We start from the raw sequence: 22224 nt of genomic DNA on the forward strand, positions 1-22224 counted from the left end.
CCACGCGCGAAGTGTGAGGAGGGGACCTTGATCCATGCCCGTCGCATAGGTGTCACCGCCGTGGCCGTGCTCGCGGCACTGGCGGGAACACCCGGGTTGGCCCAGGCCCAGGAGTCGCCCGGTACGACGGCCTCGGCTGCCGCCGACGGCCCACTGCCCCCCGGGTGGCGCGTCACCGGCGAGGGCGCGTCGCGTGAGCTGGTCTGGCGCTCGGAGCGGTCCGTGCCCATGGGGGACGCCCGGGTGGAGTTCCACGCGGGCGGCCGGCTGCTCGGCGTGCCCAGGGCCGCGAAGGACGGCCGTACCTTCCGGCTCGCCCTCGACCGGGCCGCGCCGCTGACGGAGCTCCAGGTCCTGGCCGCCGGACGCCGGCTGGACGCGCACGCCGCGGACTCCGGCACGCCGTCGAAGGAGTCCCTGGCCGCCGCGCGGCCCCCGGCCGCGCTCCCGGCGAACTCCGTGGACCCCGGCAAGCCGGGCGCGTACCGCACGGTCACCGGTGAGTACGACCTCGACCCGGTGAAGCTGCCCGACTTCGCCCAGCCGGTCGAGATGCAGGCCGTGGTCGTCGCGCCGAAGGGCGCCACCGGCAAGCGGCCGGTCGCGCTGTTCCTGCACGGCCGCCACGGCACCTGCTACAAGCCGGGCGGCGGTGACGAGGACGTGACCGGCGACTGGCCCTGCCCCGCCGGGCTGAAGGCGATCCCCAGCTACAAGGGTTATCTGCAGGACCAGAAGCTGCTGGCCTCCCAGGGCTATGTGACGGTGTCGATCTCGGCGAACGGCATCAACGGCCAGGACTTCGCGGCCGAGGACGGCGGCGCCCAGGCCCGTTCCTCGCTGGTGCGGCAGCACCTGGCGAAGTGGGCCGCCTGGACCGCGCACCCGGGCGACGCACCGGCGGTCGTCCGAGACGCGCCGAAGGCCGACCTGAGCCGTGTCCTGCTCGTCGGCCACTCGCGCGGCGGCGAGGGCGTCAACCGGGCCGCGATGGACAGCCTCTACCCGGCGCCCGCCGCGCAGGACGGCTACCGGGGCCCGGTCCGCTGGAAGATCCGCGGCACCGTGCTCATCGGACCCACGATCTTCGGCCAGAACCCGGTCGCCGACGTCCCGTCCGCGACGATCCTGCCCGGCTGCGACGGCGATGTGTCCGATCTCCAGGGCGAGGTGTACGCCGACGGCACGCGTGGTGTCAGCAAGGGCAACGCCCTGCACAGCGCCGTGTACGTGATCGGCGCCAACCACAACTTCTTCAACACGGAGTGGACGCCGGGCAAGGCCGAGGCGCCCGCGTTCGACGACTTCGGGGAGGACCCGGAGAGCACCGACCGCGACGCGGTGTGCTCCACGGGCACCCGCACCCGGCTGACCGGCGACCAGCAGCACAAGGCGGGCGCCACCTACATCGCCGCCGCGGCCCGGCTGTTCGTGGCGGGCGACGACCGGGTGCGCCCGCTCCTCGACGGCACCGGCCGGCGCGCCCCCTCGGCCGACCCGGCCCGGGTGCTGACCCACGCAGTGGGCGCCCGCCGCACCGGCGGCCTCCTGCCCGACGCCGGGGTGAAGGTGTCCGGCGGCCGGCTGTGCGCGGCGATCGACCCCGCCCCGGCCAAGGCCTGCCTCGGCGAGGCCGACAAGGGGTCGTCCCCGCACTTCGCCTGGTGGGCGCTGGAGAAGGAGGCCGGCCGCGGCGCGGTCGCGCTGAAGTGGTCCGCGCCCGGCACGGCGACCAGGGTCACCCCCGCCAAGCCGCTCTCCCTGTCCGGCGCCAAGAACCTGACGCTGCGCGTCTTCGTGCCGCCGAACACCACCGGCACCAAGCTGGACGTGTCGCTCACCGACTCCGCCGGTCACCGGGCGAAGCTCGGACAGGTCAAGGTCGACGGGCTGCCCGGCACCGAGCGCACCGCCTCGTACTGGGCGCGCGAGGTGCGGGTTCCGCTGACCGCCGCCACCCGCGCCGGGTTCGACCTCAAGCACGTCAAGTCCCTCGAGCTGACCCCGCGTTCACGCTCCGGGAAGGCCTGGCTGATGGACGCCTGGGGCTGGGCGCCCGGCACCCCGGCGGTCACGACGGCGGCGCTGCCGCGGGTCGACATCGGCCGGCTGACGGTCGAGGAGGGCGACTCCGGCACCCGCACCTACCGCATCCCGGTCGAGGTCACCGGACACGGCACCGGCACGGTCCGCTTCAGCGTCCTCGACCCGGACACCGGCCGGGCCGTGGACAAGCTGGTCACGGTACGCCCGGGGACGAATCCGGTCGACGTACCGGTCAAGGTCACGGGGGACACCCGGTTCGGCTACGACAAGCGGTACGACCTCGTCGCCAAGGCCGTGCGCGGCGCGGTCGTCGGCACGTACGCGGGCGGCGTCACCGCGCTGAACGACGACCCGGCGCCGAAGGTGACCCTGACGCCGGTCACGGACAAGGTGACCGAGGGCGGGACGCTGACCTGGCGGATCACCCTCTCCGAACCGGCCGACGTGGACATCTGGCAGCCCGTCCGGGTGCTGCCGGTCACGGAGGGCACCGAGCTGTCCACCAAGGACGTGGACCCGCAGTGGCTGCTGGACTGGTCCGGTGACGTACCCGACCCGGAGCGTCCGCTGTCCAGGGCGAACCTGTGGGCGTGGATGGGCATCCCGGCCGGGACCACGACCGCCGACTTCATCGTGAAGACGGTGAAGGACCAGGTGGCCGAGCCGGTCGAGTCGATGCGGCTGGCGCTGACGGACGACAACGCCGACCCGCTGCCGGACCAGCCGGTGCTGACGGGGACGGTCGAGGACGCGCCGTAGGCAGTCGTCGCGCAGGGGGGCATGGACCAGGCCGGTCCATGCCCCCCTTCCGTTTTCCGTGCTCAGAGCGTGATGCGGATGCCGACCGTCCCGTCCAGTCCGCGCCGCAGCCGGCTGCCCAGGAGCGTCAGCCGCCCCAGGACACCGTACTTGCGGGCGAGCAGCGTGCGGTAGCGGGCGGTCGTCCCGGCGTCGCAGATCTCCGCGGTGGCCGGGATCTGCTCGCCGGTGGGGTTGCCGCGTACGTCACAAGGGCCGACGAGGACGTCGCCGCGGGCCCGGATCCGCTTCACCTTCCAGGCATCGGCGGCCGACCAGGCCCCCAGCGTGTCCCCGTCCCGCACCACCCACACCGGGGTGGCGACCCCGCTGCCGTTCTTCCGGTAGCTGGTGATCAGCAGATACTTACCCGCCCCGAGCCGTTCGAGCGCGTTGTCGTCCATGCCGCGCAGTCTATGAGGCGGCGCCCCGAAAGGAGCACGGGGGAACGGCTCGACCGGCCACGACGGCACCGCAGCCGAACGTCGTCGACCGCTGTCCCATCAGCCGGGCCTGTTCGACGATCCCGGCCTGTTCGACGACCCCGGCCGGGTCGAGCGCCTCGGGCCCGTCGTCGCCGATCGCGGGACGGCCGTCCGGGGCGGGGTGCTCGGCCCACTCGTGGAAGAGGTACGCGGCGAACAGGCACGGAGTCGTGGAGCCCGCCGCCGAGCGGATCGCCGCCGGGGCGGCCGAGCAGCCTGCCCCGGGCGCCCGGGCAGGCGACCACGACGGCGTAGGTGGTCCAGCCGCGTTCGTGGGAGCCGGGCACGGTCGGCAGCAGGGCGGTGTCGATCGCCGCGGAGACGGCAGTGGCGTCGAAGACGTCCATACCGACTCCGGTCCGGGCGTGCCTCGCCGCCGGGGGACCCGCCGAGGCCCACCGTGCCGCGTCGACGGGTCGTGCCACGGATCAGCGCAGGGCGGCCGCCATCCGGCGCACGCCCTCGGTGAGGATCTCCGGCGAGGTGGCCAGATTCAGCCGCACATGTCCGGCTCCCCCGGTGCCGAAGTCGGGTCCGCGGCTCAGCGCCACCCGGCCGCGCTCCAGGAAGACCGCGGCCGGGTCGTCGCCGAGGCCCAGGGCACGGCAGTCCAGCCACGCGAGGTACGTGCCCTGCGCCGGCCGGTGCCGGACACCCGGCAGATGATCGGCCAGCAGCTCGGCGAGCAGCCGCCGATGGGCGTCGAGGGCGGTCAGCAGCGCGTCCAGCCAGGCCGTCCCCTCGCTCAGCGCGGCGGTGTGGGCGAGCACACCGACATGGCTCGGGCCGTGGGAGACCTCCTCGGGCAGCCGGGCCAGATCGGCGGCGGCGCCGGGGCCGGCCACGGCCAGGGCCGCCTTGAGCCCGGCCAGGTTCCACGCCTTGGAGGCCGACATCAGCGACAGACCGCGCTCCGCGCCCGGTACGGCGCGGTCCCGGGCGGTCGCCTATCGGGACGGAATCGACGCCGACGGGCCCGCCCCGCTCGTCCCTCCGCTCAATCCCCTGCTGCCTTCCGTGCTGCGCACGGCGGCGTACTGGAGCCGCGGCGGGCGGCCGGTCCGGCTCGCCCACGACCGGCAGAACATGCTCACACCGCGGCGGATCGCCTGGATCGAACGCGCGGCGCGGCGGGAGGGCATCGCGCTCACCGGACTCCGGCTCGTCGTCGCCCGGGATGACGCCCGGGTGCAGCTCGCCGACTTCCTCGCCGGGATCGCCCGCAGCATCGCCTCCGACGAGCTGAACGGCCGCGGCGACCCGGCGCTCACCGCCCTGCTGCGCCCCTGCACCGGTGCCTCGGCCGTGTGGGGCGACGCGCGGAGCTGGGCCCTGCTCCGGCCGGCGGCGACGGAATCCGGGCATCCCGGCACGGATTCCAAAGGACCCGCCACCGGCGCCAACACACTTGCTTAGATTGCTTGTTGACCGCACGCATTCCACCGCGCCGTTCTTCGCCCCCGCCCTCCTGCCGTCGGAGCCGAACCCATGACATCCGTGACACCCTCACCGGAGAACTCCCGTATCGACATCACCCAGCCGCACACGGCCCGTATCTGGAACTACTGGCTGGGCGGCAAGGACCACTACGAGGTCGACCGGGTCGCCGGTGACCGGATCCGGGAGTTACACCCGGACATCGGCGCGTACGCGCGCGCCGACCGGCTCTTCCTGGGCCGTGCCGTCACGCATCTGGTCGCCGAGGCCGGGATCCGCCAGTTCCTCGACGTCGGCACCGGACTGCCGACGGCGGACAACACCCACGAGGTGGCCCAGCGGCTGGCACCGGACGCCCGGGTCGTCTACGTGGACAACGACCCGCTGGTCCTGGCCCACGCCCGGGCCCTGCTCACCAGCACCCCCGAAGGCCGGACCGACTACCTCGACGAGGACCTGCGCAACACCGACGCGATCCTCCGGCACGCCGAGAAGACACTGGACCTGACCGAGCCTGTCGCGCTGATGCTGCTCGGCGTGGTCATCTTCGTCGGCGACGACGAGGACCCGTACGGGCTGGTGCGACGGCTGCTCGACCGGCTGCCGCCGGGCAGCCATCTGGTGCTGTCGCACACGGTCACCCATCCGGCGATGCCGGACGTGGACGAGGCCGTGAGGTTCTGGAACGAGCACGGCACCCCGAAGCTGACCCAGCGCACCCCGGAGCGGGTGGCCGGTTTCTTCGACGGCCTGGAGCTGCTGGAACCGGGCGTGGTGTCGTGCTCGCGCTGGCGGCCCGCACCGGAGGGGACCGGTTGGGCAGGGGAGCCGGAGGAGGTCGCGATGTTCGGCGGGGTGGCACGAAAACACTGACCCGATGTGATCACTTCCGGGGTGAACACGGCCGGGTCCTCGCACGTATGGGGATGAGGGCACTCAACGACCGGAGCGCCCCGCGGTGTTGGAGCCGCACGACCGGGGTTTTCGGGAGCTGGGCATGAGGCACGCACGACGACGGATCGTCCGGCGAGTGACACGGCTGGCGGCAGTCGGCGGACTCCTCCTGGGCGGGACCATGGTCACCCAGGCGGCCATGGCCACGGAGACGCCCTCCGGCGCGGCGACGGAGCGCAGCACCCCGGAGTCCGTCGTCACCAACCCCGGGACGGCGCTGGTCAAGAAGCTGGGCACCGCGCGCACCGCGGGGACCTGGCTCGACGACGAGGGGCGCCCGGTCGTGGCGGTCACCGACGACAGGTCGGCCGCCACGGTGCGCGAGGCGGGCGCCGAGCCGAAGCTCGTGGACCACAGCATGAACGAGCTGAAGTCGGCGACGGCCACGCTGCGTTCGGCTCCCAAGGTGCCCGGGACGGCGTGGGTCACGGACTACAAGACCAACCAGGTGATCGTGCAGGCCGACAGCACGGTGTCGGCCACCGACTGGGCGAGCCTGACGAAGACCGCGGCGGACATCGGCAGTTACGTCCGTATGGAGCGCACCGCGGGGAAGTTCACCACCCGGGTCAACGGCGCCCAGCCGATCCTGTCGACCGGCGGGCGCTGTTCGGCCGGGTTCAACGTGACGAACGGGACGAACGACTTCATCCTCACCGCCGGTCACTGCGGTCCGACCGGTTCGACCTGGTTCTCCGACAACACGGCCCAGCAGCAGGTGGGCCAGACCGTCCAGCAGAGCTTCCCGGTCAACGACTTCTCGCTCGTGCAGTACGCGAGCGGCAAGGCCGGCGACGGCGCCGACGTCGTGGCGATCGGCGACGGCAACGGGGTGCGCATCACGGGGACGGGCGACGCGGCCGTGGGCCAGCGGGTGTTCCGCAGCGGCAGCACCACCGGGCTGAAGGACGGACAGGTCACCGGCCTCGACGCGACGGTGAACTATCCGGAGGGCACGGTCAGCGGGCTGATCGAGACGAACGTGTGCGCCGAACCGGGGGACAGTGGCGGGCCGATGTTCTCGGAGGGCATCGCGCTCGGCATCACCTCGGGCGGCAGCGGTGACTGCACGACGGGCGGTACGACGTTCTTCCAGCCGGTGACGCGGGCGCTGGCGCAGCTCGGGGTGACGCTCATCGTGGCGGCGCCGTCGGGCAACGGGCAGGGCGGCGGCACCCCGCCGTCCGGTGCTCCCCAGCCCTCCCTCTCCCCCACCCAGGCGGCGATCGCGCCGGGTTCGACCTCGCCGGGCTCGACGACCCCGGTGACGGGGATCGGCGGCGGGACGTCCCTCGCCGCCCGGCTCACCGACCCGAACAACATCGGCCCGGGCCTGCTGGTCATCGGCGGCAGTCTGATCGCCCTGGTCGCCACCCGGTACATCCGCGCCGAACAGGACCGCAAGGCCTACCGGGACTACTACTCGGCGACTTGGGGCTGAGCCGCGCGGGAGCCGGAGCGGAGAAACGAGGCAAACGAAAAGGGCACCCGCTCGGGGTGCCCGCTTCGGCCTACGAGGCTCAGACCGCGTTCAGCGGCTGCGGGGCCGCGGCGGCCCACTCCAGGACGAGCCGCTGGTACTCAGCACGCTGCTCGACACTCAGTGTCCCGCCCGACCGCAGCCACAGGGCCCGGATCTCCTCGTTGACCTCGTCAGCCGAACGATCGGAAACGGTTTCAACAGTGGTGGACATGGTGTGAAGCATACGGCGCCCGGAGTGAAGGCCACGTGAGTAAGTACGGATAATTCGGTCATTCCGTACCGTGTTACTGATCACGTCCCCCTGTCCACCCCCATCTGTCAACCCCCCTCCGGCAGTTCGCCCCGCGCGACCCCCAACACCAGCACCTGAATGGCCAGTACGGCGGCGCCGCGAGCCCAGTCGTGGAAGTCGGACACCTTGGTCTCCAGGTCGACCGGAGCGGCGAGCGGATGCCGGTGGGAGCGAATGGTCTCGGCCACCGTGACGCCCCCCACCTCCATGAGGCCGACCCCCTCGCCGGCCAGGAGGATCTTCTGCGGCATGGCGAAGTTCGCGATCTGCGCCACCAGCGTGCCCAGGGCACGGGCCGCCTCCTCCACGACCCGGGCGGGCAGGGGTTCGCCGTCGGCGGCGCGGGCGAGGATCTCCTCGTAGGTCCAGGCGCGGCCGGTGGCGGCCTGGACCTGGTAGCGGATGTTGGGGATGGTGAGCAGCGAGACGGCGCTGCCGCGTTCGCCGTCGGGGGTGAGCGGCCCGTGGGGGTTCACGATCCAGTGGCGGCCGAAGCCGCGGTCCTCCTCGGCGCACGGGACCCGCTTGCCACCGAGGACCAGGCCGTAGCCCAGGCCGGCGCCGATGGTGAGGACGGCGAAGCGGTCGAGGCCGCGGCCGGCGCCGAACCAGGTCTCGGCCTCGACGAGGGCGGCGACGTCGTTCTCGACGACCACGGGCAGTCCGGTGCGCTCCTCGGTGAGCGCGGCGAGCGGCACGTCCCGCCAGCCGAGGTAGACCGACTCGCCGACCACGGCACGGTCCACGACGAGCCCGCCGACCCCGATGCCGATGCCGGCGATCCCGGGGTGGGCGCGGGACAGTTCCTCGGTCATCGCACCGAGGAGGGCGACGACCTCGGCGGGGTCGCGGCCGGTGAGCGGGCGGTCGTGGCGGGCGACGATGTCGCTCCTGAGGGTGGTGACGACGCCGTAGACCCGGTCCGCGGTGATCTTGAAGCCGAGGAACGAGCGGGATCCGGCGACCACGTCGAGCGGTTGCGAGGGGCGGCCCTGCCGCACCTCCGCCGGACCTCCCCCCTCGGCGACCTCGACGAGCAGCCCCGACTCGATCAGGGGTTTGGTCAGCCGGGTCAGGCTGCCGGCGGAGAGGTCGAGCCGACGGGCGAGGTCGGTGCGCGACAGCGGCCCGTGGACGAGCACCTCGATCGCGACCGAGCGCTCTCCCGGGCTCAGCGGCAGCCAACTGGCGGTACGTGCGGTCATGCGGGTCAGTCTCCCCCAGCGCCGGAGGGCGGGTTTTTTCTTTCAGAGCAAAAGTATCAGGCGCCACTCGCCACGAGGACGCACCTGGAAAGACTCACCAACGACCCCCTTGACGGCCAGATTCTTTTGCACTGAAAGTAAGTAGCCCAGCCTTCAACGACCAGCTCCCCAGTGAAGGGCACCCTCACATGACGTTCTCGCTCGGCATCGTCGGGGCCGGCCAGTTCTCCGGCCAGTTCGCGACGCTGTTCCAGGCCCACCCCGGCGTAGGTGACGTGTACGTCACCGATCTGCTGCCCGAGCGGGCCGAACAACTCGTCTCTGCGCAGGGGCTCGCCGGCACCTTCCCCTCGTACGAGGCGATGCTGGAGTCACCGGCGGTCGACGCCGTCGCGATCTTCACCCAGCGCTGGACCCACGGCCCCCTGGTGCTCCAGGGGCTGAACGCCGGCAAGCACGTGTACTCCGCCGTCCCCATGGCGATCAGCACGGAGGAGATCGCGGCGATCATCGACGCCGTCAGGGCGACCGGGCTGACGTACATGATGGGCGAGACCAGCCAGTACAACCCGGCGACCGTGCACGCCCGCAACCAGATCGCCGAGGGCGCCTTCGGGCGGCTCTTCTACGCCGAGGGCGACTACGTCCACGACATGGACCTCGGGTTCTACGACGCGTACCGGTACAGCGGTGGTGAGGACTGGAAGGCCACCGCCAGCTATCCCCCGCTGCTGTACCCGACGCACTCGGTGGGCGGGGTGCTGGGCGCCTGGCAGACGCACGCGGTGAGCGTGTCGGCGATCGGGGTGGTGGACGAGCGCGGCGACGGCGTCTTCGACAAGGACGTCAGCCGGTTCGGGAACGACTTCTCCAACGCGACCGCGCTGTTCGAGGTAGCGGGCGGCGGCTCGTTCCGTACGAACGAGTTCCGGCGGGTGGGCTATCCCTCGCACATCCGGGAGTCCCGTTTCCGCTTCTTCGGTACGGAGGCGAGCATGGAGCAGCTCGCCACGGTGGCACTGTGGCAGGACAAGCAGGGCGTCAAGGACATCAGCGAGCTCCTGGAGCCCAAGCCCACCCTCTCCCCCGACGACCCGTCGCTGCGGCACATCGCGCCGGAGCTGCGGGCCGCCTTCACCTCCGGCTCGGCGCCGGTGCACGACCGCTCGCGGCTGCCGCGGGAGTTCGACGAGCTGCACAACGGGCACGAGGGCAGCCACCACTTCCTGGTGGACGACTTCGTGACGGCCGTCAACACCCGCACGCTGCCGTCGGTGAACGCCTGGGTCGCGGCCCGCTACACCCTGCCGGGCGTGATCGCGCACGAGTCGGCACGGCAGGGCGGGGTGCGGCTGGAGATCCCGGACTTCGGGGACGCGCCGGAGAGCTGAGCCACCGGCCGGGATCCCGTGGGCCGGGTGCCGTCAGGTGCCCGGCTTGCGGCCGTAGACGAAGACGTCGTCGCCGTTCTTCAGCAGCGACCAGTACTTCTTGGCGGTGGCCGTCGTCATGTTGACGCAGCCGTGCGAGCCCGGCGGATTCCACATGCTGAGGTTGACCGAGTGGAAGGCCTGGCCGCCGTCGAAGAACTGGCTGTACGGCATCGGCACGTTGTAGAGGGTCGAGACGTGGTCGATGTCACGCCAGTAGATCTTCTTCAGCCCGGTGCGGGTCTCGTATCCGTTGCGGCCCGTGCGGACCGGGACGGGGCCGTAGACGAGCCTGCTGCCGTCCTGGATCCAGCTGAGCTGGAGGGTGAGGTTGACGCAGGCGATCCGGCCCCTGTTGGTGGGGCACTTGCGGGCGGCGTTGGGGTTGTTGCCCACCGCCTTCTGCTTGTTCATGAGATCCATCACACCCCAGGTGACGGACCCGGCGTAGCCGATGTTCGGGGTGATGCCGTGCTTGTTCTGGAAGGCCTGGATGGCCCGGCAGTCGGCGGCCGACTGCCGACCGTCGACGGGCCGGCCGAGGAACTTCTCGACCTGCTTCTGGTACGGGCCGGCCTGTGTGGTGCAGGTCGCGGCCTGGGCGGGCGCGGCGCCCAGCACGAGCGTCAGCGGGGCCACCAGCCCCGTGACGCCGAGCGCGACGGCTCCTTTTCTGCGTATGTCCCCCATGGGTGCCCTCTTTCCGGCGCGGTTGCGGTCTCGACAACCTAGACCGGTGGGCGGAGGCTGTGGTTGTGGTTCCGCTCACCCTGTGACGAAACGGTGAACTTCCTGTCAGTACGGCACCTCCGGCGGGCACGGCGCAGGAGGCCCACCGCACGGGTCAGCACGTCCGGGCCGGCCGTGTACGGCAGCCGGAGGTGGTGGGTGAGGGGGGCGCGGTCGGCGGCGAGGTCGTCGTCCAGCAGCTCGCAGGCGATGAGCTGTTTCCAGGGGCGGTGGGGAGAGCTGCGCCTGGAGGGGGTGGGCGCACAGGTCCCGTACGAGGTCGGCGCGGGCCCGGATCCAGCCGATCCCGAGGCCGCTCCACACCGTCTTGCTCAGGGAGCCGGTCTGGATCACGCCGGGGCCGGCGAGCGGGGATTCGGCGCCGGACGGGGTGCGCAGGTCGAGGTCGCGCATCGTCTCATCGGCGATCACCGTGAGGAGGAGGCGCGCGGTCCGCGGCGGTCATGTGCGCGCCGGTGGGGTTCTGGAAGTCGGGGACGAGGTAGGCAGTCGGACGCCCCGCGTGTGGACGGCCGCCGCCAGGTGGGCGAGGTCCCGGCTGTCGCGGGCCGACACCGGCAGCGCCAGCAGACGGGCCCGGCGGCGCCGGCAGACGCGCCCGGCGGCGGCGCAGCACGGCGAGGGCGCCGTGTCCGCCCCGGTGCGGCCCCCGGTCCCGCCGCCCTGCCGGACGAGGGCGCGGGGGCCGAGACGGCCCTCGCGCGGTTCGCCGAGCGGTGGGCGCCGGGCTCCTCCGGTTCCGCCGGGCCCGGCTGTCCGGGCTTCGTGACGGGCGGTGCGACGCCTGCCTCGGTCGCCGGGGACCGGCTGACGGCGGCGTACGACCAGAACGTCTCCGGGGCCGCCGGGTCCTGGGCCGCGGCCCTGGAGCGGGAGACGGTGGCCTGGCTGCGGGAGTTTCGGACTGGGTGGGGAGCACTCGGGGGCGATGGTCACCGGAGCGACGGTGTGCCGGTCGGGGCCCGCCGGGCTCTCTCACCTCGGCGCTGTCCCGCTGAAGCCCGCCGTGCCGAGCGCGGCGCCGCCGCGCGCACGACAAGTGAAAGGATCTGCACGCGCCGTTGAGCGCCTTCACCACGTCGACGGAACGGAGACCCTGCGGGCATGTCCGCGTTCATCCAGCAACTCCCGGCTCTCATAGGGGTCGTGATCGGTGCCCTCGGTTCGTATCTGGCGGTGGTGCGCAGCGACCGGGCCCGGTTCGGGCGGGAGCAGGCGGCCCGCTGGGAGGAGCGGCGTCTTTCGGTGTACGCCGACTACGCGCAGGCGTTGAAGAGGTCGGTGATCCTCACGTACCGCGTCTCCGCGCACCTCGGCAACGACCCGCATCCGCATCCGATGTCACTGGCGGAGGCCGAGCCGCTGCTGGCGGAGGCGACCGACGGGCGCGACCCGGCCGGGGAGGCGCTGATCATGCTGGGCAGCCGGGACGTGGTGGAGCGGGCGCGGGTGTGGGTGCGGGTGGTGATGGACATGGAAGCGTTCCTGCGGACGGGGACCGTTGACCCCGACGCCTGGCAGCGGCTCCTGGAACGGCAGCGCGCCGGCCGGGAGGGCTACTACACGGCCGTACGCGAGGACCTGGCGCTGCCGCCGGGGCATCCGGCGCGCTGGCCCTCGCTGTCGGCGTCCGGCGAGTGAGGGCTCAGCGGTAGCCCGTCACGTCCGCCGGTTTCCCCGCGTCCTGGACCTCGACCAGGTAGCGCCAGGCGTCGGGGCGGCTGCCGTCGAGGTCCGTGAAGCCGTAGACGGGGGCCAGGCCTCCGCTGGAGAGGGACTGCCCGTTGAAGCGGGCCACGTCGGGGTCGGCGGCGAGGGCGGCGACGGCCCGGCCGACGTAACGGGGCGTCTCGGAGATGGCGAAGTGGGGGTGACGGTCGAGGGCGTCGCGCCAGGTGTCCTCGGTGACCCCGAAGGCGTCGAGCATGATCTCCGAGCGCAGCCAGCCGGGGGTCAGGGCGACGGCGGTGGCGCCGCGCGGGCCCAGTTCATGACCGAGGGAGAACGCCATGCGCACCACGGACGTCTTGGCGAGGTCGTAGAAGAGGTTGACGCGGTAGGTGGCGCGGTTGTACTCGGCGGTGCCGTCGGTCATCTCCACGACCAGGCCGCCGGGGTGGCGCAGCAGGAGCGGGAGCGCGTGGTGGCTGGTGATCGCGTGGGTCTCCACGGCGAGCCGCAGCAGTCTGAGGCCGTTGTCGAGGTCGTGCTCCCAGACGGGGGTGTCCCATTGGAAGAGGTGTTCGGCGCCCCAGATGTCGTTGACGAGGACGTCGAGCCGGCCCTGCTCGGCGTCGATGCGGTCGACGAGCGCCCTGACCCGGGTGGGTTCGAGGTGGTCGGTGGGTACGGCGATGCCGCGCCCGCCTGCCTCGGTGACCAGGTCGGCGGTGTCCTCGACGGTCTCGGGGCGGTCGTACTCGGAGCGGCGGTCGCGGGTGGTGCGTCCCGTCACGTAGACGGTGGCGCCCGCCGCGCCCAGTTCGACGGCGATCCCCCGTCCGGCGCCTCTCGTGGCTCCCGCCACCAGTGCGACCCTGCCCTCCAGCGGACCCGGCATGTCCGGCCTCCTCACGCGTTCCTCGGTCAGTGACACGAGGGTCGCGCGGAAGCCGGACGTCTTCTGTCGCCTTTTCCGAGGAGCTTGCCGGGTGTCACCCGGTGGGGCGCAGCCGGTCCGCGAGTTCGGCTTCGTCGGCCACGAACCAGAGCTGGCGGCCCCGGTTCGACTCGTACACGAAGTCACGCAGGGCGGAGGACTCCGCGAGGTGCCGGGAGATGTCGCCGACGACGGCCAGCCGCAGCCGGTACGTGGCGAACTTCTGCACGACCGCGCCCGCGACCTGCGACCGCAGCCGGAAGAACTCCTCCCCGCATCGCTCGGCGGGGACCGCGACCAGCTCCGCGTCCTGTCCCATCGCGTCGCCGACGAGATCGAGCGCGGCGCGCTCCCCGTCCAGAGCCGGCCCCTCGGGGGCGCAGCGCAGGACGCGGGTGGTGTGCAGGGTCGTGAGCGTGGTCGCGGTGGTGGTCATGCGGCTGATCGTATGGGGGCCCACGACCGTGCGCGCGTCGCTTTCCCGCCAACGGCGTCAGTGTCCGCGCGCGATCCACTCCTCCAGGTGGGGTGCCTCCGCGCCGATGGTCGTGGCGTCGCCGTGGCCGGTGAGCACCTTGGTCTCGGGCGGGAGGGAGAGCAGCTTCTCCCGGATCGAGGTGATGATCGTCGCGAAGTGGGAGTAGGAGCGGCCGGTGGCGCCGGGGCCGCCCTGGAACAGGGTGTCGCCGGTGAACAGGACGCCCAGGCCGGGGTCGTACAGGCAGACCGCGCCGGGCGCGTGCCCCGGGGTGTGCAGGACGGTCAGGTCGGCGCCGGCGGCCTCGATGACCTGCCCGTCGGCCAGATGGGCGTCGGGCTCGCGGCCCGGGTGGGTGAGCTTCCACAGCGGCAGGTCGTCGGGGTGCAGCCAGATGGTCGCGCCGGTCAGCTCCGCGAGGGCGGGGGCCGCGCCGATGTGGTCGTTGTGGGCGTGGGTGCACACGATGGCGGTCAGTCGGCGGTCGCCGACGGCCTCGGCGATGGCGGTGGCGTCATGGGCGGCGTCGATGACGATCGCCTCGTGGTCGTCGCCGACGATCCAGACGTTGTTGTCCACGTCCCAGGTGCCGCCGTCGAGGCTGAACTGGCCCGAGGTGACGAGACGTTCGATACGGGCGGCCATCACAGCACCACCACCGAGCGCAGGACGTCTCCGTGGTGCATCCGCTCGAACGCCTTCTCCACCTCGTCCAGTTGGATGGTCTCGGTGACGAACGCGGCCAGGTCCAGGCGCCCTTGCTGGTGCAGGTCGATCAGCATCGGGAAGTCACGGGAGGGCAGGCAGTCGCCGTACCAGGAGGACTTCAGGGAGCCGCCGCGCCCGAAGACGTCCAGGAGCGGGAGTTCGAGCTTCATCTCGGGGGTGGGTACGCCGACCAGGACGACCGTGCCGGCCAGGTCACGGCCGTAGAAGGCCTGCCGGTACGTCTCCGGGCGGCCGACCGCCTCGATGACGACGTCCGCGCCGAAGCCGCCGGTCAGCTCGCGGATCGCCTCCACGGCGTCGGTCTCCTTGGAGTTGACCGTGTGGGTGGCGCCCATCTTCTTCGCGGTCGCCAGCTTGCGGTCGTCGATGTCCACGGCGATGATCTTCGCCGCGCCCGCCAGGTTCGCCCCGGCGATCGCCGCGTCGCCCACGCCTCCGCAGCCGATCACGGCGACGGTGTCGCCGCGGCCGACGTTGCCGGTGTTGATCGCCGCACCGATGCCCGCCATCACGCCACAGCCCAGGAGCCCGGCCACGGCCGGCGACACCGACGGGTCGACCTTGGTGCACTGCCCGGCCGCCACCAGTGTCTTCTCGGCGAAGGCGCCGATCCCGAGGGCCGGGGACAGCTCGGTGCCGTCGGTCAGGGTCATCCTCTGCCTGGCGTTGTGCGTGTCGAAGCAGTACCACGGGCGTCCCCGCAGACAGGCCCGGCACTGCCCGCACACCGCGCGCCAGTTCAGGATGACGAAGTCACCGGGGGCGACATCCGTGACGCCCTCGCCGACCGACTCGACGACACCCGCGGCCTCGTGGCCCAGCAGGAACGGGAACTCGTCGTTGATCCCGCCCTGCTTGTAGTGCAGATCGGTGTGGCACACCCCGCACGCCTGGATCCGGACGACGGCCTCCCCGGGGCCGGGGTCGGGGATCACGATCGTCTCCACCCGTACCGGCTCGTTCCTGCCCGGTGCGATCACTCCGCGTACTTCCTGCGGCATGGTGCTGCCCCTTTCTTCGGCGGTCATCCGTCCCAGGTCCGACCCTACGCGTGACGGAGCGGTGAGAGCACGGCCGACCACCCCGGAACCCCTCCTTGCGACCACGCTCGGCGACCGCCGTCGTAGCCTGAGGGCTCCGTCCGAACGCCGAGGAGCCCCGTGAGCAACGCAGAGACAGCCGGCATACGGCCCCCGTGGCGGCTGCTGCTCGACTATGTACGGCCGCACCGCTGGACCCTGCTCGCGGGGGCGCTGCTCTCGCTGGTCACCGGAGCCACCGGGCTGCTGCTGCCGCTCGTGGCACGGGGGTTGATCGACGATCTGTCCCACGACCGCGCCATCACCGGCGCGTTGCTCGCCCTGACCGGGCTGGTCGTCGCCAACGCGGCGCTCGGGGCACTGGGTTCGTACGTGCTGCGGCGCACGGCCGAGTCGGTGGTGCTGGGCGCGCGGCGGGCGCTGTCGTCGTATCTGCTGCGGCTGCGGATCCCGGCCGTGGACCGCAGCGAGCCCGGCGACCTGATGGCCCGCATCACCTCCGACACGACCCTGCTGCGCGAGGTCACCACCGACTCACTGGTGGGCCTCGGCACCGGAGGGCTCACCCTGGCCGCGACCGTGGTGATGATGGGGCTCGTCGACCCGGTGCTGCTCGCGGTGACCCTCGCGGTGATCCTGTGCGCGGGTGCGGTGCTCGGGCTGATCGTGCCCCGGATCAACCGGGCGAGCCGGCAGGCGCAGGACGCGGTCGGGGTGATGGGGGCCTCGCTGGAGCGGGTGCTGGGCGCGCTGCGCACGGTGAAGGCGTCGGGCGCCGAGTACCGGGAGGAGGAGACGCTGCACACGGCCGCCGAGGAGTCGTGGCGGCAGAGCGTGCGCGCCGCCAAGTGGTCGGCGGCGGCCGGGAACACGGCGGGGCTCGCGATGCAGGGCGCGTTCATCACCGTGCTGGCGGTGGGCGGGGCACGGGTCGCGACCGGGGCGATCGGCGTCGGCACGCTGGTGGCGTTCCTGCTGTACGTCTTCTATCTGATGTCGCCGATCCAGCAGGTCGTGGGGGCGGTCACCCAGTACCAGACGGGTGCGGCGGCGCTCAGCCGGATCCAGGAGGCGCTGCGGCTGCCCGCCGAACCGGCCGCCCGGCCCGCCCCGCTGCCCTCCCCCGCCGCCGAACCCGCCTCGCTCTCCTTCACCGACGTCCGTTTCCGGTACGCCGAGGATCTGCCGTACGTCCACCACCAAGTGACGTTCGACGTCCCGGCGCGGGGCATGACGGCGTTCGTCGGACCGTCGGGCGCCGGCAAGACCACGGTGTTCTCGCTCATCGAGCGGTTCTACGACCCCGAGTCGGGCACGATCCGTCTGGACGGCCGCGCCCTCGCCGACTGGGACCTGCCGCTGCTGCGCTCGTCCATCGGGTACGTCGAGCAGGACGCGCCCGTGCTGTCCGGCTCGCTGCGCGCCAATCTGCTGCTGGGCAACCCGGAGGCGGACGACGACACCGTGCGCCGGGTGCTGAAGACGACCCGGCTGGACGGGCTGGTCGCCCGGCTGCCGCAGGGTCTCGAGACGCTGGTCGGACACCGGGGGACGAAGCTGTCCGGCGGGGAGCGGCAGCGGGTGGCCATCGCCCGCGCCCTGCTGCGCCGGCCCCGGCTGCTGCTGCTCGACGAGGCGACCTCGCAGCTCGACGCGGTGAACGAGGCGGCGCTGCGGGACACGGTCGCCGATGTCGCCCGGACGACGACGGTGCTGGTCGTCGCGCACCGGCTGTCGACGGTGACGACGGCCGACCGGATCGTGGTCATGGACGCGGGCCGGGTGCGGGCGGTGGGAACGCACCGTGAGCTGGTCACGGGCGATCCGCTCTACGCGGAGCTGGCGGCCACGCAGTTCCTGGCGACGGCGGAGTGAGGCGAGGGGGCCGCCGGGAGGGGGGCCGCCGCCCGGCGGGAAGCCCCGGGCGGCGGCCCCGCGGAAGACCGGCGGTTCAGGTCCGGATCCCGGGGAGCAGCCCGGTGACGGGGCCGGCGAGGTCGGTGACCTGGTGCAGTTCGTTCAGCTTGGTGAGCTGGTGCACGTTGTTCAGCTCGGCCAGTTGGCGGGAGACCGGGGGCAGCTCGGCCCGGTGCTCCGCCGGGAACCCGTTCGCGACGAGCGAGTCGAGCAGGGCCATCGGGCCGATCCGGCCGGTGTCGGGGGCTTCGGCCGCGTTCGCCAGGGGCGCGGCGAGGCCGGTGACCCCGGCGGCGAGAGCGGCGACGGCGACGATGCGGCGAGGGGAGATCATGACATCGGCAACGCGGCGGGCGCCCTCGCGGACACGGGTGGCGGACCGGGCTCACTCAGGAGGCGGAGCGCGGCGGCTGCGCTTGCCGAGGTCCGCGGGGCGGAGGACGCTCGAAGGGTGAGGGACCGGCGGCCCGGCTCCCCTCGGTCCGCGGCCCTCCTAGGAGGTCACCATGGGCAGCGCGTCACGTTCCGGCTTCTCCACGGACACCTTGCGCAGAGGCGTCGAGGGATCGACCGCCTCCGATCTGCTGTCGCTCTACGCGGACGACGCGGAACTGCGCATCGTCGACCGCAACACCCAGCCCAGCAGCCCCCGGGTGCTGCACGGCCGGGCGGAGATCGGCGAACTGCTGGAGGACGTCTACAGCCGTGACATCAAGGCGCACAAGCTGGACGAGTGCATCGTCGCGGGCGACCGGGCCGCGTTCACCGAGTCCTGCGAGTACTCGGACGGTGTGCGCGTCCTGGCCGAGTCGATGATCACGTTGCGGGACGGCAAGATCGTCGAGCAGACGATGATCCAGGCATGGGACGAGTAGGAAGGAAGTTCGCCGGGGTCCAGGTCACCTCCCGGCTGACCTGGACCTTTTCGGTGCGGGCCCGGCTGGGGCGGGCGCGGGGTGCCCGGCCCGCCCTGGAGGGCCCCGCCTCGGCGGCGGGCCGGCATCTGTCCGCCGCCCTGCTGCGCGCGGCGCTGAGAGCGGCCCGCCGGCCCCGCCCGCTTCCTCCCGTGCCCCGCCCGCCGCGCATCCGGCGCGGCCGGCGCCGGTGAGGCCCGGCCGGATGCTCGGCCGGCCGGGGGGACGGGCGGGTCGTCAGTTCAGTGACCAGCTCTGGTTGGTGGCGCCGCTGCACGACCACAGCACCAGCACGGACCGGTTGGCGGTGGCCGCCCCGTTGACGTCGAGGCACAGGCCCGCGTTGACGTTGGTGACGGTGCCGTCGCTGTTGACGTTCCACTTCTGGTTGTTCTGGCCGTTGCAGTCCCAGATCACGACCTTGGTTCCGTTGGTGGTGCCCAGGTTGTAGGCGTCCAGGCACTTGTTGCCGTACACCACGAGCTCCTTGCGGGAGGTGTACGTCCAGGCCTGGTTCTGGCCGCCGTTGCAGTCCCAGATCTCCGCCTGGGTGCCGTTGGTGATGGTGTTGTTGTAGATGTCCAGGCAGCGGCTGGACTGCCGGCCGACGAGCTGGTTGCCGTTCATGCCCGCCAGGGGTTTGACGGTGATGTCGGCGAGCGTCGGGGCGCCCGAGAAGGTCAGGGTGTTGGACGAGCCCTTGGACAGGCCGACCAGGAGGCTGATCGTGCCCTGGCCGGCGCCGGTCGGCGGGAAGGAGACCGTGGTGGCGCCCTGGCCGTTGACCTTGAGGGTGGCGGTCTTCGCCGTGGAGGCGGTGTTGGTGTAGGCGACGTCCACGATCTTGGTGCCGGTGGCGCCCGCGGCCACGCCGGAGAAGCTCGACGTCCCGGTGTAGGTGCTGCCCGAGGCCTCGGTGCCGCCGGTGACGGTGAGCATCACCGAGCCGCCCGCCGGGACGCTCTGGGTGTAGCTCGTGCTGTACGAGCCGACGTCGGACCGGGACCACAGGTCACGCACGGTCGCGGAGGCGCTCGTCAGGCCAAGGTCGGACCAGCGGACGGTGATGTTCGCGGCGGAGGAGGTCCGGTTGAGCAGGACGACGGCCCGCTTGCCGGTGCCGGCGAGGACCTTGCCGTACACCTGGAGCCCGGTGGTGTCCTCGGCGACCTTGACGCCCTGGAGTCCGCGCGGGTCCTGGTCGACGGCGACGACCTCGGGGTTCTTGAGGATGTTCGCGGTCTCGGTGGTCATGGTGGTGAGGTCGTTGCCGGCCAGCAGCGGGGCGCCGGAGATGGCCCACAGGTTCATGTGGGTGCGGTTCTGGGCGGCGCTGAAGCCGCTCATGCCGACCATCAGCATGTCCGGGTCGTTGTAGAAGCCGGTGTGCTGGGCGAGGGGGTGCAGGCCCTGGTCGAAGTTGGACAGCAGGTTCGTCATCGACGGCGAGTTGCCGTAGTAGACGATGTCGGTGCTGGTCCGGTACAGGGGGGCGAGACCCGGGGCCCAGTTCCAGGTGTTCTGGTAACCCCAGTTGCAGATCGAGAGGGTCAGCGGGCGGCCGGTGGCGGCCGTGGCCTTGGCGACCGCGTCGCTGATCGCCGTGTACGTCGTCGCCGCGTCGAGGCCCTCGGCGTCACCGCCGCACCAGTCGACCTTCACGAAGTCGAAGCCCCACTTCGAGAACTGGAGCATGTCCTGCTCGTAGTGGCCCTCGCTGCCGCTGCCCGGGGCGGCGGGGCGGCCGGTCGGGTAGTAGTAGCCGCAGCCGTCCTTGCCGGCGTCCGTGTAGATGCCGGCCTTGAGGCCCTTGCTGTGGATGTAGTCGGCGATGGCGCTCATCCCGCCGGGCCACTCGGACGTGTCGACGGTGATGTTGCCGTCGCTGTCGCGGGTGCCCTGCCACCAGCCCTCGTCGATGTTGACGTACTGGTATCCGGCCGCCGGCAGACCCGCCGCGACGAACGCGTCGACCTGTGCCTTGATGACGTTGTAGTCGATCTTCGCGGCGAAGCTGTTCCAGGACGCCCAGCCCATCGGGGCGGTGGGTACCGCGATCTGCCGGGACGTCGCCGCCTGGGCGGGGGCCGGGCCGGCGAACAGAAGAGCCGCTGTCGCGGTCAGCGCCAGGGCGAGGAGGCGCACGGCTGCGGTTCTGCAGCGCGTGAGAAGGCTTGAGCGCGGTGGGGGAAGCATGCGGCGACTCCGAGGGGATTCGATATCTCGAACGAGGATCGGCAAACCGAACGGTTGCGCGCCGAAAGTAGGGCCGCCGGAGGGTGAAGTCAACGGCTGGGACAGAAGTGATGTGACCGGTCTCAGCAACGAAGTGGCCGCTTCCGACGGGTCGTTGACCCTGCGCGCGCCGGACGCCGCCATACTGTCCGTCGTGCGAGTGGCGATCATGACGGCGGGCTCCCGGGGCGACGTCGCCCCCTTCACCGGTCTGGGGCACGCGCTGGTGCGCGCGGGTCACGAGGTCACCCTGGTCACCCATGAGCGGTTCGAGCCGCTGGTGGCAGGCTCGGGGGTGGGCTTCCATCCGCTCCCGGTCGATCCTCGGGCGGAACTGGAATCGGAGCGCGGCCGGGGGCTGCACCACAGCGCCAGCGGGCCGGGGAAGCTGCTACGGGCGGTCCGGCTGGCGCGGGCGGTGGTCGGCGAGCTGACCGACGACCTGCTGGCCGCCGCGCACTCCGCCGACGCCCTGCTGGCGGCGGCGCCGCTCGCGCCCCTGGCGCACACCATCGCCGAGGGACTGTCCCTGCCGAGCCTCGGTCTCCACCTCCAGCCCATCGCAGCCACCCGGGAGTTCGCGCCGCCCATGCTCGGTGGCGGATCCTGGGGCGCCCTCGCCAACCGTCTCGCCGGGCACGGCGTCGAACTGGCCGTCGACCGGGTCTTCGCCCCGGTCCTGCCCTCGGTCCGCGCGCGTCTCGGCCTGCCGGCCAAGGGTCCGCGATCCTGTCGGCGCGGCCCGGTCCTGCACGGTTTCAGCCCGCTGATGGTGCCGCGGCCCCGGGACTGGCGGCCGGGACTCGACATCACCGGCTACTGGTGGCCGTACGACACCGACCGGCAACTGCCTTCCGTCCTCAGGGAGTTCCTGGACGCGGGGCCGCCTCCGGTCTTCGTCGGCCTGGGCAGCGCGACGGTGCCCGATCCCCACCGGCTGAGCGGCGAGATCGTACGGGCGCTGCGGCTGGCCGGGCTGCGCGGGGTGATCCAGCGCGGCTGGGCCGGGCTCGCGGCCGACGGTGACGACATCCTGACCGTCGACGAGGTGCCGCACTCCCTGCTCTTCCCGGAGACGGCCGCGGTGGTCCACCACTGCGGCGCGGGCACCACGGCGGCCGGCGTCCGCGCGGGCGTCCCGGCCGTACCGGTCCCGATCCAGTTCGACGAGGGCTTCTGGGCCGAACGCCTGGTCACGGCGGGGGTGGCTCCCCGGACGGTCCCCCTGCGCCACCTGACCGCCGAAGCCCTGGCGACAGCCCTCACCCAGGCCACCGGCGAGCCCCGGTACACCGCCCGGGCGAGGGAGTTGGGCACCCGGGTACGCGCGGAGGACGGATCGGGCCGAGCGGTGGAGGCGGTGGCCCGGCTGGCGTGAGAACACCGACCGAGGCGGGACGCCCACCCGCCGACAGCGGCTTCCCCGGCTCCG

Annotated in this window: 19 protein-coding genes and 2 pseudogenes; 10 read left to right on the plus strand and 11 right to left on the minus strand. The window is 72.4% G+C overall.

The window, feature by feature from the left end; genetic code table 11:
- The first annotated feature begins 27 nt into the window (after window positions 1-27).
- Window positions 28-2805 carry a hypothetical protein gene (locus tag OG852_RS06080; protein WP_133915942.1) on the plus strand — a complete coding sequence of 926 codons (2778 nt, stop codon included), beginning with the start codon at window positions 28-30 and terminating at the stop codon, window positions 2803-2805.
- A 62-nt stretch (window positions 2806-2867) separates the two neighbouring features.
- Here the strand turns inward: OG852_RS06080 and OG852_RS06085 are convergent, their stop codons facing one another.
- Together OG852_RS06085 and OG852_RS06090 are read right to left on the minus strand one after the other, a co-directional pair.
- A complete protein-coding gene (locus OG852_RS06085; protein WP_133915941.1) occupies window positions 2868-3248 on the minus strand; it encodes a PPOX class F420-dependent oxidoreductase in 381 nt (126 codons plus the stop codon).
- 509 nt (window positions 3249-3757) lie between these two features.
- Window positions 3758-4258: pseudogene (locus OG852_RS06090) on the minus strand (aminotransferase class I/II-fold pyridoxal phosphate-dependent enzyme); the annotation flags it as partial.
- Here OG852_RS06090 and OG852_RS06095 point away from each other — a divergent pair.
- The 3 genes and pseudogenes from OG852_RS06095 to OG852_RS06105 form a co-directional block, all read left to right on the plus strand.
- Window positions 4257-4745, plus strand: a pseudogene (locus tag OG852_RS06095) (hypothetical protein); the annotation flags it as partial. The pseudogenes OG852_RS06090 and OG852_RS06095 sit on opposite strands and share 2 nt — an antisense overlap.
- A 72-nt stretch (window positions 4746-4817) precedes the next feature.
- A complete protein-coding gene (locus tag OG852_RS06100) occupies window positions 4818-5639 on the plus strand; it encodes an SAM-dependent methyltransferase (protein ID WP_330347295.1) in 822 nt (273 codons plus the stop codon).
- 124 nt (window positions 5640-5763) lie between these two features.
- Window positions 5764-7161: a S1 family peptidase gene (locus OG852_RS06105; RefSeq protein ID WP_133915939.1), complete on the plus strand. Its 1398-nt coding sequence runs from the start codon at window positions 5764-5766 to the stop codon at window positions 7159-7161.
- A 79-nt stretch (window positions 7162-7240) separates the two neighbouring features.
- On the opposite strand, the gene OG852_RS06110 is transcribed toward OG852_RS06105, so the two are convergent.
- Window positions 7241-7426 (minus strand): hypothetical protein, encoded by a 186-nt coding sequence (locus OG852_RS06110; RefSeq protein ID WP_055632074.1) that lies wholly within the window; start codon window positions 7424-7426, stop codon window positions 7241-7243.
- Window positions 7427-7521: 95 nt separating this feature from the next.
- A complete protein-coding gene (locus OG852_RS06115) occupies window positions 7522-8700 on the minus strand; it encodes an ROK family transcriptional regulator (protein ID WP_330347296.1) in 1179 nt (392 codons plus the stop codon).
- 188 nt (window positions 8701-8888) lie between these two features.
- Between OG852_RS06115 and OG852_RS06120 the strand changes: the two genes are divergently transcribed.
- Entirely contained in the window at window positions 8889-10091 is a 1203-nt protein-coding gene (locus OG852_RS06120; RefSeq protein ID WP_133915937.1) for a Gfo/Idh/MocA family protein, read from the plus strand.
- 33 nt (window positions 10092-10124) lie between these two features.
- Here the strand turns inward: OG852_RS06120 and OG852_RS06125 are convergent, their stop codons facing one another.
- Window positions 10125-10820, minus strand: coding sequence for a L,D-transpeptidase family protein (locus OG852_RS06125; protein WP_330347297.1), 696 nt, complete (start codon window positions 10818-10820; stop codon window positions 10125-10127).
- Window positions 10821-11984: 1164 nt separating this feature from the next.
- On the opposite strand from OG852_RS06125, the gene OG852_RS06130 reads away from it, so the two are divergent.
- Entirely contained in the window at window positions 11985-12521 is a 537-nt protein-coding gene (locus tag OG852_RS06130; protein ID WP_330347298.1) for a hypothetical protein, read from the plus strand.
- A 4-nt stretch (window positions 12522-12525) separates the two neighbouring features.
- On the opposite strand, the gene OG852_RS06135 is transcribed toward OG852_RS06130, so the two are convergent.
- The 4 genes from OG852_RS06135 to OG852_RS06150 all read right to left on the minus strand — a co-directional run bounded on the left by OG852_RS06135 (window position 12526) and on the right by OG852_RS06150 (window position 15687).
- Window positions 12526-13440, minus strand: coding sequence for an SDR family oxidoreductase (locus OG852_RS06135; RefSeq protein ID WP_133915934.1), 915 nt, complete (start codon window positions 13438-13440; stop codon window positions 12526-12528).
- 94 nt (window positions 13441-13534) lie between these two features.
- Window positions 13535-13915, minus strand: a complete 381-nt coding sequence (locus tag OG852_RS06140; protein ID WP_133915933.1) for a DUF4180 domain-containing protein — start codon at window positions 13913-13915, stop codon at window positions 13535-13537.
- A 57-nt stretch (window positions 13916-13972) separates the two neighbouring features.
- Complete coding sequence (locus OG852_RS06145) at window positions 13973-14602, minus strand: MBL fold metallo-hydrolase (protein ID WP_133915932.1); 630 nt, start codon at window positions 14600-14602, stop codon at window positions 13973-13975.
- Window positions 14602-15687: an S-(hydroxymethyl)mycothiol dehydrogenase gene (locus OG852_RS06150; protein WP_133915931.1), complete on the minus strand. Its 1086-nt coding sequence runs from the start codon at window positions 15685-15687 to the stop codon at window positions 14602-14604. Before OG852_RS06150 ends, OG852_RS06145 begins: the two co-directional genes overlap by 1 nt.
- Window positions 15688-15846: 159 nt before the next feature.
- Here OG852_RS06150 and OG852_RS06155 point away from each other — a divergent pair, with 159 nt between their 5' ends.
- Complete coding sequence (locus OG852_RS06155; RefSeq protein ID WP_133915930.1) at window positions 15847-17601, plus strand: ABC transporter ATP-binding protein; 1755 nt, start codon at window positions 15847-15849, stop codon at window positions 17599-17601.
- 76 nt (window positions 17602-17677) lie between these two features.
- Here the strand turns inward: OG852_RS06155 and OG852_RS06160 are convergent, their stop codons facing one another.
- Window positions 17678-17977: a hypothetical protein gene (locus OG852_RS06160; RefSeq protein WP_133915929.1), complete on the minus strand. Its 300-nt coding sequence runs from the start codon at window positions 17975-17977 to the stop codon at window positions 17678-17680.
- A gap of 172 nt (window positions 17978-18149) precedes the next feature.
- Here OG852_RS06160 and OG852_RS06165 point away from each other — a divergent pair, with 172 nt between their 5' ends.
- Together OG852_RS06165 and OG852_RS06170 are read left to right on the plus strand one after the other, a co-directional pair.
- Entirely contained in the window at window positions 18150-18518 is a 369-nt protein-coding gene (locus OG852_RS06165) for a nuclear transport factor 2 family protein (protein ID WP_133915928.1), read from the plus strand.
- On the plus strand, window positions 18506-18751 hold the full coding sequence (locus OG852_RS06170) for a hypothetical protein (protein ID WP_133915927.1): 246 nt from the start codon (window positions 18506-18508) through the stop codon (window positions 18749-18751). The genes OG852_RS06165 and OG852_RS06170 overlap by 13 nt, the downstream gene beginning before the upstream one ends.
- Window positions 18752-18794: 43 nt before the next feature.
- Here the strand turns inward: OG852_RS06170 and OG852_RS06175 are convergent, their stop codons facing one another.
- Window positions 18795-20753 (minus strand): ricin-type beta-trefoil lectin domain protein, encoded by a 1959-nt coding sequence (locus OG852_RS06175; protein ID WP_133915926.1) that lies wholly within the window; start codon window positions 20751-20753, stop codon window positions 18795-18797.
- A 208-nt stretch (window positions 20754-20961) separates the two neighbouring features.
- Between OG852_RS06175 and OG852_RS06180 the strand changes: the two genes are divergently transcribed.
- Entirely contained in the window at window positions 20962-22170 is a 1209-nt protein-coding gene (locus tag OG852_RS06180; RefSeq protein WP_133916039.1) for a glycosyltransferase, read from the plus strand.
- Window positions 22171-22224: the final 54 nt, after the last annotated feature.

Origin of the sequence: Streptomyces sp. NBC_00582, assembly GCF_036345155.1 — a bacterium.
Lineage (GTDB): Bacteria > Actinomycetota > Actinomycetes > Streptomycetales > Streptomycetaceae > Streptomyces.

Bases quoted from the DNA above. Each gene is read 5' to 3' on its own strand.
- OG852_RS06085 (WP_133915941.1), bottom strand. From the start codon at position 3,248: ATGGACGACAACGCGCTCGAACGGCTCGGGGCGGGTAAGTATCTGCTG.
- OG852_RS06100 (WP_330347295.1), top strand. From the start codon at position 4,818: ATGACATCCGTGACACCCTCACCGGAGAACTCCCGTATCGACATCACC.
- OG852_RS06105 (WP_133915939.1), top strand. From the start codon at position 5,764: ATGAGGCACGCACGACGACGGATCGTCCGGCGAGTGACACGGCTGGCG.
- OG852_RS06110 (WP_055632074.1), bottom strand. From the start codon at position 7,426: ATGCTTCACACCATGTCCACCACTGTTGAAACCGTTTCCGATCGTTCG.
- OG852_RS06115 (WP_330347296.1), bottom strand. From the start codon at position 8,700: ATGACCGCACGTACCGCCAGTTGGCTGCCGCTGAGCCCGGGAGAGCGC.
- OG852_RS06120 (WP_133915937.1), top strand. From the start codon at position 8,889: ATGACGTTCTCGCTCGGCATCGTCGGGGCCGGCCAGTTCTCCGGCCAG.
- OG852_RS06125 (WP_330347297.1), bottom strand. From the start codon at position 10,820: ATGGGGGACATACGCAGAAAAGGAGCCGTCGCGCTCGGCGTCACGGGG.
- OG852_RS06130 (WP_330347298.1), top strand. From the start codon at position 11,985: ATGTCCGCGTTCATCCAGCAACTCCCGGCTCTCATAGGGGTCGTGATC.
- OG852_RS06135 (WP_133915934.1), bottom strand. From the start codon at position 13,440: ATGCCGGGTCCGCTGGAGGGCAGGGTCGCACTGGTGGCGGGAGCCACG.
- OG852_RS06140 (WP_133915933.1), bottom strand. From the start codon at position 13,915: ATGACCACCACCGCGACCACGCTCACGACCCTGCACACCACCCGCGTC.
- OG852_RS06145 (WP_133915932.1), bottom strand. From the start codon at position 14,602: ATGGCCGCCCGTATCGAACGTCTCGTCACCTCGGGCCAGTTCAGCCTC.
- OG852_RS06150 (WP_133915931.1), bottom strand. From the start codon at position 15,687: ATGCCGCAGGAAGTACGCGGAGTGATCGCACCGGGCAGGAACGAGCCG.
- OG852_RS06160 (WP_133915929.1), bottom strand. From the start codon at position 17,977: ATGATCTCCCCTCGCCGCATCGTCGCCGTCGCCGCTCTCGCCGCCGGG.
- OG852_RS06165 (WP_133915928.1), top strand. From the start codon at position 18,150: ATGGGCAGCGCGTCACGTTCCGGCTTCTCCACGGACACCTTGCGCAGA.
- OG852_RS06170 (WP_133915927.1), top strand. From the start codon at position 18,506: ATGGGACGAGTAGGAAGGAAGTTCGCCGGGGTCCAGGTCACCTCCCGG.
- OG852_RS06175 (WP_133915926.1), bottom strand. From the start codon at position 20,753: ATGCTTCCCCCACCGCGCTCAAGCCTTCTCACGCGCTGCAGAACCGCA.
- OG852_RS06180 (WP_133916039.1), top strand. From the start codon at position 20,962: ATGACGGCGGGCTCCCGGGGCGACGTCGCCCCCTTCACCGGTCTGGGG.